The sequence below is a fragment of the Streptomyces sp. RK62 genome (assembly GCF_018070255.1).
GTDB lineage: Bacteria > Actinomycetota > Actinomycetes > Streptomycetales > Streptomycetaceae > Streptomyces > Streptomyces nigra.
On record NZ_JAGPYD010000004.1, the window covers coordinates 369199 to 381346 of the forward strand.

The window sequence follows — 12148 nt, forward strand, 5'->3', positions numbered from 1 at the left end:
GGTCAGATCCTCATCGGCTGCGGCGACTCCCGGCGCAGCGGGTCCGGGCCGTCGAACTCGCGGATGATCTCGTAGCGCGTGTTGCGCTCGACCGGGCGGAAGCCGGCGTCCCGGATCAGGTCCAGCAGATCGTCGCGGGTCAGCTTGTTCGGTGTGCCGAAGCTGTCCGCGTCGTGCGTGATCTTGTACTCGACGACCGAGCCGTCCATGTCGTCCGCGCCGTGCTGGAGGGCCAGCTGGGCGGTCTGCACGCCGTGCATGACCCAGAAGACCTTCACATGCGGGACGTTGTCGAACAGCAGCCGGGAGACAGCGAAGGTCTTCAGGGCCTCCGCGCCGGTCGCCATCGTCGTCCGCGCCTGGAGGCGGTTGCGGACCTTGCCGTCCTTCATGTCCACGAAGTCGTGCTGGTAGCGCAGCGGGATGAAGACCTGGAACCCGCCGGTCTCGTCCTGCAGTTCGCGCAGCCGCAGAACATGGTCGACGCGGTGGCGGGGCTCCTCGATGTGCCCGTACAGCATGGTGCACGGGGTCTTCAGGCCCTTCTCGTGCGCCAGGCGGTGGATCCGGGACCAGTCCTCCCAGTGGGTGCGGTGGTCCACGATGTGCCGGCGGACCTCCCAGTCGAAGATCTCGGCGCCACCGCCGGTCAGCGACTCCAGACCGGCGTCGATCAGCTCGTCGAGGATCTCGGAGGCGGACAGCCCCGAGATGGTCTCGAAGTGGTGGATCTCCGTGGCCGTGAACGCCTTCAGCGACACGTCCGGCAGCGCGGCCTTCAGCTCCCGCAGCGAGCGCGGGTAGTAGCGCCACGGCAGGTTGGGGTGCAGCCCGTTGACGATGTGGAGCTCGGTCAGGTTCTCCGACTCCATCTCCTTGGCGAGCTTCACCGCCTCCTCGATGCGCATCGTGTACGCGTCCTTCTCCCCCGGCTTGCGCTGGAAGGAGCAGTACGCGCAGGAGGCCGTGCACACGTTCGTCATGTTCAGGTGCCGGTTGACGTTGAAGTGCACGACGTCGCCGTTCTTGCGGGTGCGCACCTCGTGGGCGAGGCCGCCGAGCCACGCCAGGTCGTCCGACTCGTACAGCGCGATGCCGTCCTCGCGGGACAGCCGCTCACCGGAGCGGACCTTCTCCTCCAGCTCGCGCTTGAGCCCGACGTCCATGCCAACACCTTTCCACGAAGCTCGCCCCCACGTTACGCCTGTGCCCTCAGACCTCTTCGGGCAGCTCTCCGACCCTGTTCTCCCACTTCGTGGAGAGCACGATGGTGGTACGGGTCCGGGAGACGCCCTCGATCCCGCTGAGCCGTCGGATGATCTTCTCCAGGCCGTCCACGTCGGTCGCCCGCACCTTGAGCATGTACGAGTCGTCGCCGGCGATGAACCAGCAGTCCTCGATCTCGGAGAGGTCCTTGAGCCGCCCCGCCACGTCCTCGTGGTCGGTGGCGTCCGTCAGCGAGATGCCGATCAGGGCGGTGACGCCGAGGCCGAGCGAGGCGGCGTCGACGGTGGCGCGGTAACCCGTGATGACACCGGCCGCCTCCAGCCGGTTGATGCGGTCGGTGACGCTGGGTCCCGACAGCCCGACGAGGCGCCCCAGCTCCGCGTAGGAGGCCCGGCCGTTCTCCCTCAGGGCCTGGATGAGCTGCCTGTCCACCGCGTCCATGCGATTCGAAGCCTTCCGCTGAAGAGGTCTGACGTGCTTGCTGGTCTGCTGCTGCCCGAAGTGATGAGCACGGCCGCCGGCGCGTGATGCGGGGCGGGCCGCTCAGGCGGGGCGGGCGCCCCCGCCGAGTTCGCCCTTCCACCGGCGGTAGAGCCGGTGCCGGACCCCCGCCGCGTCCAGGACGCGTCCGGCCACGAAGTCCACCAGGTCCTGGATGTGCGTGGCCCCCGCGTAGAAGGCGGGCGAGGCGGGCACGACGATGGCGCCCGCGTCGTCCAGGGTGACGAGATGCCGCAGCGTCTGCCCGTTCAAAGGGGTCTCCCGAACGGCGACGACGAGCCGGCGGCCCTCCTTCAAGGTGACGCTCGCGGCCCGCTGGAGCAGGTCCTTGGAGAGCCCGAGCGCGACCCCGGCCACACAGGCCGTCGAGGCGGGCACGATGAGCATGCCCTTGGTGGCGTACGACCCGGAGGACGGTCCCGCCGCCAGGTCCCCGGCCGGCCAGTACCGCACGTCCGTGAGGTCCGTCTCGAAGGTGCCGGGCTTGCCGTCGGCGCCACGTGCGAGCCATTCGCGCAGGTCGTCGCGCCAGTGGGCGTCCCGGAAGGAGATCCCGGTCTCGTCGAGCAGGGTGAGCCGCGAGGCCCGGCTGACCACCAGGTCGACGCTCTCCCCGGCGTCGAGGAGCGCGCGCAGCACCGCGGCGGCGTATGGGGTGCCGGAAGCGCCGGACACCCCTACGATCCAAGGCGTTCGGGCTGTCTCTCCTGGCTTGGCTGGGTTCACGACACCGAGCCTATCCGGCGGCACGGGGTGGGAACCGACCAAGGGGGCCCAGGCGTTCTCGTTCGGGGACGAGTCGGACGGTGGGATCGCCATGTCGGATGTGCGGGACGCGCTGCGCGCGGGGTCGCGCGGGGAGCGCGCACTGACCGCGGCCAAGCTGATGCTGGGCTGGGTGGCGCTGCTGTGGCTGCTGGAGCTCGCCGACGTGGTGAGCGGTCACGCGCTGGACGGCTTCGGGATCGTCCCGCGCACCCCGTCCGAGCTGGTGGACGTCGTCCCGGCGGCGTTCACGCACTTCGGCTTCGCCCATGTCGCGGCGAACACCGTGCCGTTGCTGGTCCTGGGCTTCCTCGCCGCGCTCGGCGGCATACGCCGGTTCCTCGCGGTGTGCGCGCTGGTCGTGGTCGCCGACGGGCTGGGCGTGTGGCTGATATCGCCGTCCGGCAGCAATACGGCGGGCGCCTCCGGCCTGATCTTCGGCCTGTTCGGCTTCCTGCTGGTCACGGGCTTCGTGGAGCGCCGCCCGCTCGGTGTGCTGGTCGGTGTCCTGGTGGCCGCCGTCTGGGGCGGCTCCATGCTGGCGGGGCTCGCCCCGACCCAGTCCGGCGTCAGCTGGCAGGGGCATCTGGTGGGGCTGGTGGCCGGTGTGGTGGCGGCGTTCGTGCTGCGCCGCCGGGACACCGGCCCCCGTGAGCTGCCGGTCTGACCCCGCCGGGTCAGACGGTCAGTCCGCGCACGAGCAGATCCAGCAGCGCGCACACGAAGAGCGCGATCCCGATGAACCCGTTGACGCTGAAGAACGCCCGGTTCAGCCGGGACAGGTCGTGCGGGCGCACGATGGTGTGCTCGTAGACGAAGGCAGCGGCCACGATCAGCACACCCAGCCAGAAGAAGACGCCGGCGCCGGTCGCGACCCCGTACCAGACGAAGAGGGCGGTGGTGACGGTGTGGCAGACGCGGGCGCCCCAGATGGCCGCCGGGATGCCGAAGCGCGCCGGGACCGAGCGGACGCCGATCTCCCGGTCGGTCTCCACGTCCTGGCAGGCGTAGATGAGGTCGAAGCCGCCGATCCAGACGCCGACGGCGAGACCCAGGATCACCGCGTCCCACGACCAGGTGCCGGTGATGGCCAGCCAGCCGCCGACCGGGCCCATCGCCTGGGCGAGACCCAGGATGGCCTGCGGGAAGTTCGTGAACCGCTTGCCGTAGGGGTAGACCACCATCGGCACGACCGCGATGGGGGCGAGCGCCAGGCACAGCGGGTTCAGCAGCGCGGCCGAGCCCAGGAAGACGACGAGGGCGATCAGGGCGCCGGTCCACGCGTGCCGCACCGACATCGCACCCGTGACCAGTTCACGGTGCGCGGTGCGCGGATTGCGGGCGTCGATCTCGCGGTCGATGATCCGGTTCACGGCCATCGCGAAGGTGCGCAGCCCGACCATGCAGATCGTCACCAGGAGCAGCCGGCCCCAGTGGATGTTCCGGTCCCACTCGAACATCGCGGTGAGCGCGGCGATGTAGGCGAAGGGCAGCGCGAACACCGAGTGCTCGATCATGACCAGGCGCAGGAACGCCTTGGTCCGTCCGGGCTGCGGGATCGCGGCGGAGGCGCTGCTCACAGGCCGTACTCCTTCCAGCGGCGGTCGACCTTCGCCGCCGTCTCCGGGTCGGACTCCACCATGTCCGGCCAGCCGCCGTCGCGGGTGTAGCCCTCCTCGGGCCACTTGCGGGTGGCGTCGATGCCGGCCTTGCCGCCCCAGAACTGCTGGTAGGAGGCGTGGTCGAGATGGTCGACGGGGCCTTCGACGACCGTGAGGTCCCGGGCGTAGTCGGTGTTGCCGAGGGCCCGCCAGGCGACCTCGTGCAGATCGTGGACGTCGCAGTCGGAGTCGACGACCACGATCAGCTTGGTCAGGGACATCATGTGGGCGCCCCAGACCGCGTGCATGACCTTCTGCGCGTGCTTGGGGTACTTCTTGTCGATCGAGACGATCGCGCAGTTGTGGAAGCCTCCGGCCTCGGGCAGGTGGTAGTCCACGATGTCCGGCACGATGATCTTCAGCAGGGGCAGGAAGAAGCGTTCCGTCGCCCGGCCCAGCGGCCCGTCCTCGGTGGGCGGCCGGCCCACCACGATGGACTGGAGCAGCGGGCGCTTGCGCATGGTGACGCAGTCGATGGTGAGCGCCGGGAACGGCTCCTGCGGCGTGTAGAAGCCGGTGTGGTCGCCGAAGGGGCCCTCCGGGAGCATCTCGCCGGGCTCCAGCCAGCCCTCGATCACGACCTCGGCCTGCGCGGGGACCTGGAGCGGAACGGTCTTGCAGTCGACCATCTCGATCCGCTTGCCCGCGAGGAACCCGGCGAACAGGTACTCGTCGATGTCGCCGGGCAGCGGGGCGGTGGAGGCGTAGCTGACGGCGGGCGGGCAGCCGAAGGCGATCGCGACGGGCAGCCGCTCGCCCCTGCGGGCCGCCACCTGGTAGTGGTTGCGGCTGTCCTTGTGGATCTGCCAGTGCATGCCGATGGTGCGCTTGTCGTGGCGCTGGAGGCGGTACAGACCGAGGTTGCGGACGCCCGTCTCGGGGTCCTTGGTGTGCGTCAGGCCCAGGTTGAAGAAGGAGCCGCCGTCCTTGGGCCAGGTGAAGAGCGCGGGCAGCCGGTCCAGGTCGACGTCGTCGCCGGTGAGCACGACCTCCTGGACGGGGCCGTCCTTGACCTTCTTCGGCGGGACGTGGGTCATCGCGCCGAGCTTGCCGAAGGCCTCGCGGACCCCGACGAACCCGTGCGGCAGCTCGGGCTTGAGCAGCCCGCCGATCTTGTCCGAGATGTCGGCGTACGACTTCAGCCCCAGGGCCTTCAGCAGGCGCCGGTCCGTGCCGAAGACGTTCATCGCGAGGGGCATGTCGGAGCCCTTCACGTTCTCGAAGAGCAGGGCGGGGCCGCCGGACTTCTGCACCCGGTCGACGATCTCCCCGACCTCCAGGTACGGATCGACCTCCGCCTTCACGCGCTTGAGGTCGCCTTCCCGCTCCAGGGCGCGGAGCAGGGATCGAAGATCGTCGTAAGCCATGGGGTCAAGTATCCCCGAGCGGCTACCCTGGCCTGGAACCCGGGGGCCGTGCCCCCGGCCCGACGACCGTTCCACTGGAGAGGGCCCATGCTCCGGGTGCTGATGTTCCTCGTGCCACTGGCGCTGAGCGTGTACGCGTTCATCGACTGCATCAGCACGAAGGAGGAGGACATCCGCCACATGCCCAAGCCGCTGTGGGCGATCCTCGTGCTCGTCTTCCCGCTGGTCGGCTCGATCTCGTGGCTGCTGGCGGGCAAGAAGCGCCGCCCGGCCGCCGAGGGCTGGTCGGGCGTGCGGGACCGCGGACGCCGGCAGTGGGTGGCGCCCGACGACAACCCGGACTTCCTGAAGTCGCTGGGCGAGGACAAGAAGTCCCCGGACGAGGACGAGGACGGCACCCGCCGCGACGAGCCCTGACCGGGGCGGGACGCGCTACCAGGCGTAGGCGTCCCGCAGCTTCCGCAGCCGGCCCGCCTCGCGTACCGCGGTGGCCCGGTCGCCGAGGTCCAGGGCCATCGTGCCGCGCCCGTAGAGGTAGTACGCGTCCTCCAGGACCCGCGGATCGAGCCCGCGTGCTCGGCTCAGCTGCGAGAGGTACACGTCGAGGGAGAGCCGCGCCCCCTTCCTCCAGTCCCGGGCCGCGACCGTCAGCCGCTCCTGCTGGATGTCCTTGTAGTGGTCGCGCGTCTGCCGGTCGGCCTCGTCGGGCCGGGGCTCTACGGGACGGTACGGGTGGTCGGCTAGGTCGTCGGCCCACCGCTCCAGCGTCGCCACGGCCTCCTCGGCGGCCGTCCGGTCGGCCGGTGCGAACCCGGCCAGCCGCGCGCCCAGCCTCCGCGCCGCGCGCGCCCGCTTCTCGTCCTCGCAGCACGCGGCCACGAAGGCCGCCAGCACCCCGCCCCGCTGCCGCAGTTCGGCCACCCGCCAGCCCCGCCCCATCCGCCCCACGAACACTCCTCACCCCCGGCGTCCGTACGACGACCCGGGCCCCGCCACCCAATACCGCCGCCCGGGCCCACGCCACCGAATTACCTGGTCACCCTCCGGCGAAGACACCCAGAGCCACGAAGTCCGCCTCCCGCAGCCCGAGGACGGGCGCTATGAAGGTGTTCGCCTCGGCGCCCCAGGTGGTCGCCCACACCAGCTCGTACCGCTCGGCCAGCTCCCGCAGCCGGGGCCCGTGCCCGGGGTGCAGCCACACCCGCAGGGGCTTCACCCGGTGGGGCGGCGTGTAGCGGTGCCGGGCGACCCAGCTCTCGGGCTTCATCCGGTGCGTCGTGTAGCCGTCCGGCCGGCGGTGGGGCTTGGCGGCGTACGGGTTCAGCGGGCCGTCGACGTCGAGGTAGAGCAGGGGGCGCACGGCTGCCGCTCCTCTCCGCGGGAACGGACGTGAGCGTAGCCGCGGGCCGGGCGCGGGGGCGCGGGATTTTCGTGCCGTTGCCGGGTGGGCCCGGGCACAGGACAGTGTGGGGATGGATCAGGGACTGGCACGGCGGTGGCTCGGGACCGCGCTCGCGCAGGCGCGGGCCGGCCTCGCCGAGGGCGGCATCCCCATCGGGGCCGCCCTGTACGGGGCGGACGGGACGCTGCTCGGGCAGGGCAACAACCGGCGGGTGCAGGACGGCGACCCCTCGCTGCACGCGGAGACGGCCGCGTTCCGGGCGGCGGGCCGGCAGCGGTCGTACCGGGGCACGACGATGGTGACGACGCTCTCGCCGTGCTGGTACTGCTCGGGGCTGGTCCGGCAGTTCGGCATCGGGCGGGTGGTGATCGGCGAGGCGATCACGTTCTCGGGCGGACACGAGTGGCTGGCCGAGCACGGCGTGGAGATCCTGCTGCTCGACGATCCCGAGTGCGTGGCACTGATGCGTGACTTCGTCGCCCGTCATCCCGACCTGTGGAACGAGGACATCGGGGAGTGAGACGCCGGACGGACGGCTAGGCGTGTTTCAGGCGTGCGATCAGCTTCTCGAAGCGGGAGCGCCAGCGCTGCTCCGTCTCGGCCTCGCCCTGGAACTCGTGGGTGAAACGCAGCGCGGCCCCGTCCTCGCCGTCGCGTTCCAGGTGGAAGCGGACGCGGCCCCGGTCGCCCGTGTACTCGGCGACCCGGTCCACGTCCCAGGCGGTGATCCGCCCGCTGCCCAGCTCGCCCAGGCCGACGGTGCCGCCGAGCCGGGGTTCGAGCGAGTCGACCGGGGTGCACCAGGACGCGAGGCCGTCGGCCGTCGCCAGATAGGGCCAGACGGCGGCCATCGGACGGGGCAGCCGCACCAGGAAGTGCAGGATGTGCGTGTTCCCGTGGGTCTGGCTGGTGCCCTGTTCTATCGAACCGGTCATGACACCAGCCTGACCCCGCCGGACCCGGCCCGCACCCCTGGGCGGCGCGGGCCCGCGTCGGCTCAGACGCCGGCGTAGGAGTGCTTGCCGGAGACGAAGATGTTGACGCCGTAGTAGTTGAAGAGCCAGCAGCCGAAGGCGATCAGAGCCAGGTAGGCGGCCTTGCGGCCCTTCCAGCCGGCGGTGGCGCGGGCGTGCAGATAGCAGGCGTAGGCGACCCAGGTGATGAAGGACCAGGTCTCCTTCGGGTCCCAGCCCCAGTAGCGGCCCCAGGCGTCGCCCGCCCAGATCGCGCCCGCGATGATCGTGAACGTCCACAGCGGGAAGACGGCCGCGTTCACGCGGTACGAGAACTTGTCCAGGGACGCCGAGGACGGCAGCCGGTCCAGGACGGAGTTCGCGAAGCGGCCGGGGGTGCCGCCGTTCGCGAGCTTGGTCTCGTACCCGTCCTTGAACAGGTACAGCAGCGTGGAGACCGCGCCGACGTAGAACACCGCGCCGCAGAAGATCGCCGTGGAGACGTGGATGTACAGCCAGTACGAGTGAAGGGCGGGAACCAACTGGTCACTGGCGGTGTACAAGACAGTGACGGCGAGGCCGAGATCGAGGAGGACCGTGGTGATCAGGAACAGCCCGAGCCATCGCACGTTCTTCTTCAGCGCCAGCAGCCCCAGGTACACGCCGACGGCGACGGTGGAGAAGGTGATGTTGAACTCGTACATGTTGCCCCACGGCGCCCGCTGCACCGACAGGGCCCGCGTGACCACTCCGCCGAACTCGACGAGGAAGGCGAGGACGGTGAGCGAGATGGCGATACGCCCGTAGAGGTCGCCCTGCTCGTCCCCGCCGTGCGCGCCGGGCCCGTCCGGCACGTCGCGCTGTCCGGCCGCGGCCCGTACGACGACCTTCGGCCGCTCCAGTACGGCCGTGGAGCCGCCCTTGGTCACGGTGACGGCGGGCGCCTGGGCGGCCTTGGCCGGGGTGAGCGCGGCGGCGGTGCGGCCGACCTTGCTGCGGCTGCCGAGGAGCCATTCGGCGATGTACGCGAAGAAGGCCAGGGTGTAGACGGCCATCGACGAGTAGATCAGCGTGTTGCTGATACTGGCCAGGTTCTCGTTGGTGGCGGCGGCCAGATCGGTTGCGGCGGCGAGAGTCACTTCTCAGCCCCTTCGGCAGGTACGGCTTGGGGGTCGGGGGTATCGGAGGAGGCGTCGTCGGTGTCCTCGGGGGCGGCTGCCCCGGGGGCCCGGTCGTAGAGGATCCCGGCGAGCTCGCCCAGCTCCTCGGGCACCTTCGCGGACTCGCTGCGGCCCAGGCCGGCCATCTCGACGACGGTGAGACCGTCGTCCCCGGTGGTGGCCCGCACCCAGACCCGGCGACGCTGGATGAACAGGGAGCCGGCCAGACCGAAGATCGCCGCCAGGGCGCCGGCGAGCGCCCAGCCGCTGCCGGGCTGGCGGGCGACCTGGAAGCCGGCCCACTCCTTGATCTCCTTCTCGAAGGTGATCGAGCCGGCGCCGTTCGGAAGGGTCAGGGTCTCGCCGGGCCGCAGGTTCTTCCTCAGCTGCGCGCCCTTGCCGTCCTTGAAGCCCTTCAGGTTCTTCTTGTCCAGCTGGTACACGCTCTGCGGGAGGCCCGAGTCGACACCGAGATCACCGTGGTAGGCCTCGACGTTCATGACCGGGCTGAGCAGCGCGGGGAACTGCGAGGCGAGTTCGTTGCCGGGGACGTAGGTGGGCAGCAGGAAGGCCTGGAAGCCGAGCTGCTCGCGCTCGCCCTCGGCGTCGCGGTAGCCGTCCATCACCTTGATCGCGCCGGTGGAGGTGACGTTGCCGTCGAGCGGGAGGAGGGGGACCGCGTCGTGGAAGACCTCGTTGCCCTTGCCGTCGCGGACGGTGATGACGGGGGCGTAGCCGTGGCTGACGAGATAGACCTTGGAGCCGCCGATCTCCAGCGGCTCGTTGACCTTGACGGTCGTCTTCTTCTCCTTGCCGTCGGCGCCCGCGCTGTAGGTGAGGTCGGCCTCGTAGGTGCGCGGGGTGCCGCGGTTGGGTCCGGTCGCCTCGTAGGTGCCCTTGAACTCCTTCAGGCTGAAGCTGAACGGGTCCAGGTCGTCCTGGGAGAAGAGGCTGCCGGACTTGAAGTCGTCGTACTGGGTGAGCGTGTTGGAGAAGCCGTCGCCCTCGACGACCAGCTTGTTCCCCTCGGACTTGAACAGCTGGCCCCAGGCGAACGCCACCAGCATCACGATCAGCGCGATGTGGAAGGCGAGGTTGCCGACCTCGCGCAGATAGCCCTTCTCGGCGGCGACGGCGTCACCGGCGCGGTGGGCGCGGAAGCGGCGCTTCGTCAGCAGGGCGAGCGCGGCCTCGCGGACCTCCTCGGGTGCGGCCTCGGTGCGCCAGGTGGTGTAGGCGGGCAGCCGGGTGAGCCGCCTGGGCGCGCCCGGCGGCCGTCCGCGCAGCTGTCCGACGAACTGCCAGGTGCGCGGGACGATGCAGCCGATGAGGGAGACGAAGAGCAAAATGTAGATCGCCGAGAACCACACCGAGCTGTAGACGTGGAAGAGGCCGAGCTTGTCGTAGATCGGCGCGAGCGTCTCGTGCGTACGGCGGAACTCCGCGACCTTCGTCTCGTCGATGCCGGTCTGCGGGATGAGCGAGCCGGGAATCGCGCCGAGCGACAGCAGCAGGAGCAGCAGCAGCGCCACCCGCATCGAGGTGAGCTGCCGCCAGAACCAGCGGGCCCAGCCGATCACGCCGAGCGACGGCAGGTTCGGGGCGTCCTCGGCGGGGGCGGTGGAGAGCTGGGAGCCGGCGGCGCCGAGGTCCTGGTCCTGCTCCTGGCCCTCGGGGACGGCCGGGGCGGCCTTGTCGGTCGTGTCGCTCATCGATCAGATCCCCACAGTGAAGCCGTTGGACCAGACCTGCATCTCCTGGACGATGCGGTCCCAGGCGCCGGTCAGCAGCAGGACACCGGTCACGATCATCATCGTGCCGCCGATCCGCATGACCCAGACGTAGTGCTGCTTGACCCAGGCGAAGGCACCGAGCGCCTTGCGGAAGGCTACGGCAGCCAGGACGAAGGGGACGCCGAGGCCGAGGCAGTAGGCGACGGTGAGCAGGGCGCCGCGGCCCGCGCTCGCCTCGTTGTACGACAGCGCGATCACGGAGGTGAGGGTGGGGCCGAGGCAGGGCGTCCAGCCGATGCCGAAGAGGGCGCCGAGGAAGGGCGCGCCGACCAGCCCGGTCACGGGCCGCTTGTGGAAGCGGAACTCACGCTGGGTCATCCAGGGCATCAGGCCCATGAAGAAGACGCCCATGGCGATCATGAGGACGCCGAGCACCTTCGACAGGATGTCCTTGTGCGCCTGGAGGTTGTCGCCGAAGTACCCGAAGAGCGCCCCGCCGGAGACGAACACGGCGGTGAAGCCGAGCACGAACAGGGAGGCGCCGGCGACCATGCGGCCGCGCCGGGCCTCGGCGAGGTCGGTGCCGGTGACCCCGGTGACATAGGAGAGATAGCCGGGGACCAGGGGCAGGACGCAGGGCGAGAAGAAGGAGACGAGGCCGCCGAGCAGGGCGACGGGCAGCGCGATCAGCAGGGCGCCGCTCATCACCGTCTGGTTCGGTTCGGCGGCGAGCGTGGTGAGGGCGCTCACGTCACTTCTCCGCGAGGACGGGCTCGATCATGTCCCGCAGGGTGTCCTCGCCGAGGGGCGTCAGCGCCCGGGCCGCGATGTTGCCGTCCCGGTCGATGACGAGCGTGGAGGGGATGGCCTGCGGGTTGAGCGTGCCCTTGCCGAAGCGGAGCATCTGCTTCCCGGTGGGGTCGTACAGGCTCGGGTAGGTGACCCCGAACTCCTTCTCGAAGGCCTTCGCCGGGGTGGTGCTGGTGTCCCGGGTGTTGATGCCGACGAACTGGACGCCCTGGTCCTTGAGGTCCGTGTAGACGGTCTGGAAGTTCTTCGCCTCGGCCCGGCAGGGCGGGCACCAGGAGCCCCAGACGTTGACCACGAGGACCTTGCCCTTGTAGTCGGCGGTGGTGAGCTGCTTGCCGTCGATGGTGGCGCCGGACAACTCCGGCGCCTCGGCGCGCTCGCCCCGCTTGACGGTGTCGACGCCGTTGCCGCCGGCGACGAAGTTGGTGTCCCCGCCACCGCCCGAGGTGCCGCCCGAACTGCACGCGGACAGGACCAGCGCGGCAACGGCGGCACTGGCGGCGAGCGGGGCGATACGGCTACGGGCGCGACGGACGGCACTCATGTGAAAAGTTTCGCATGCCCGTACG

At 70.5% G+C, this 12148-nt stretch carries 14 protein-coding genes and 1 pseudogene; 3 read left to right on the forward strand and 12 right to left on the reverse strand.

Features of this window, described 5'->3' with window-relative positions; translation table 11 throughout:
• Window positions 1-2: 2 nt before the first annotated feature.
• From mqnE to KBY32_RS10550, 3 genes are all read right to left on the reverse strand, one after another.
• Window positions 3-1166, reverse strand: coding sequence for an aminofutalosine synthase MqnE (gene mqnE / locus KBY32_RS10540; protein ID WP_055622646.1), 1164 nt, complete (start codon window positions 1164-1166; stop codon window positions 3-5).
• A 46-nt stretch (window positions 1167-1212) separates the two neighbouring features.
• Window positions 1213-1668: an Lrp/AsnC family transcriptional regulator gene (locus KBY32_RS10545; protein WP_055622647.1), complete on the reverse strand. Its 456-nt coding sequence runs from the start codon at window positions 1666-1668 to the stop codon at window positions 1213-1215.
• A gap of 102 nt (window positions 1669-1770) precedes the next feature.
• The gene (locus tag KBY32_RS10550) at window positions 1771-2454 is read right to left on the reverse strand and encodes a UbiX family flavin prenyltransferase (protein ID WP_079033680.1); all 684 of its coding nucleotides are present in this window, start codon (window positions 2452-2454) and stop codon (window positions 1771-1773) included.
• A 91-nt stretch (window positions 2455-2545) separates the two neighbouring features.
• Between KBY32_RS10550 and KBY32_RS10555 the strand changes: the two genes are divergently transcribed.
• Complete coding sequence (locus KBY32_RS10555; protein ID WP_210979705.1) at window positions 2546-3160, forward strand: rhomboid family intramembrane serine protease; 615 nt, start codon at window positions 2546-2548, stop codon at window positions 3158-3160.
• Window positions 3161-3170: 10 nt separating this feature from the next.
• Here the strand turns inward: KBY32_RS10555 and mqnP are convergent, their stop codons facing one another.
• A complete protein-coding gene (mqnP, locus tag KBY32_RS10560; protein WP_055622650.1) occupies window positions 3171-4073 on the reverse strand; it encodes a menaquinone biosynthesis prenyltransferase MqnP in 903 nt (300 codons plus the stop codon).
• Window positions 4070-5521, reverse strand: a complete 1452-nt coding sequence (locus KBY32_RS10565) for a menaquinone biosynthesis decarboxylase (RefSeq protein ID WP_055622651.1) — start codon at window positions 5519-5521, stop codon at window positions 4070-4072. Before KBY32_RS10565 ends, mqnP begins: the two co-directional genes overlap by 4 nt.
• 87 nt (window positions 5522-5608) lie before the next feature.
• Between KBY32_RS10565 and KBY32_RS10570 the strand changes: the two genes are divergently transcribed.
• Entirely contained in the window at window positions 5609-5938 is a 330-nt protein-coding gene (locus KBY32_RS10570; protein ID WP_055622652.1) for a PLD nuclease N-terminal domain-containing protein, read from the forward strand.
• Window positions 5939-5953: 15 nt separating this feature from the next.
• On the opposite strand, the gene KBY32_RS35645 is transcribed toward KBY32_RS10570, so the two are convergent.
• Entirely contained in the window at window positions 5954-6469 is a 516-nt protein-coding gene (locus tag KBY32_RS35645) for a hypothetical protein (protein WP_210979706.1), read from the reverse strand.
• A 115-nt stretch (window positions 6470-6584) separates the two neighbouring features.
• Window positions 6585-6881 (reverse strand): annotated as a pseudogene (locus tag KBY32_RS10580) (hypothetical protein); the annotation flags it as partial.
• A 112-nt stretch (window positions 6882-6993) separates the two neighbouring features.
• Here KBY32_RS10580 and KBY32_RS10585 point away from each other — a divergent pair.
• Window positions 6994-7443: a nucleoside deaminase gene (locus KBY32_RS10585; RefSeq protein ID WP_210979707.1), complete on the forward strand. Its 450-nt coding sequence runs from the start codon at window positions 6994-6996 to the stop codon at window positions 7441-7443.
• A 16-nt stretch (window positions 7444-7459) separates the two neighbouring features.
• On the opposite strand, the gene KBY32_RS10590 is transcribed toward KBY32_RS10585, so the two are convergent.
• The 5 genes from KBY32_RS10590 to KBY32_RS10610 form a co-directional block, all read right to left on the reverse strand.
• A complete protein-coding gene (locus KBY32_RS10590) occupies window positions 7460-7858 on the reverse strand; it encodes an SRPBCC family protein (protein ID WP_210979708.1) in 399 nt (132 codons plus the stop codon).
• A gap of 62 nt (window positions 7859-7920) precedes the next feature.
• Window positions 7921-9015, reverse strand: a complete 1095-nt coding sequence (gene ccsB, locus KBY32_RS10595; protein WP_210979709.1) for a c-type cytochrome biogenesis protein CcsB — start codon at window positions 9013-9015, stop codon at window positions 7921-7923.
• Window positions 9012-10748 (reverse strand): cytochrome c biogenesis protein ResB, encoded by a 1737-nt coding sequence (locus tag KBY32_RS10600; RefSeq protein ID WP_210979710.1) that lies wholly within the window; start codon window positions 10746-10748, stop codon window positions 9012-9014. The genes ccsB and KBY32_RS10600 overlap by 4 nt, the downstream gene beginning before the upstream one ends.
• 3 nt (window positions 10749-10751) lie before the next feature.
• Entirely contained in the window at window positions 10752-11519 is a 768-nt protein-coding gene (locus KBY32_RS10605) for a cytochrome c biogenesis CcdA family protein (protein WP_055622658.1), read from the reverse strand.
• 1 nt (window position 11520) lies between these two features.
• Window positions 11521-12123 (reverse strand): TlpA disulfide reductase family protein, encoded by a 603-nt coding sequence (locus KBY32_RS10610; RefSeq protein WP_055622659.1) that lies wholly within the window; start codon window positions 12121-12123, stop codon window positions 11521-11523.
• Between the last annotated feature and the right edge of the window lie 25 nt (window positions 12124-12148).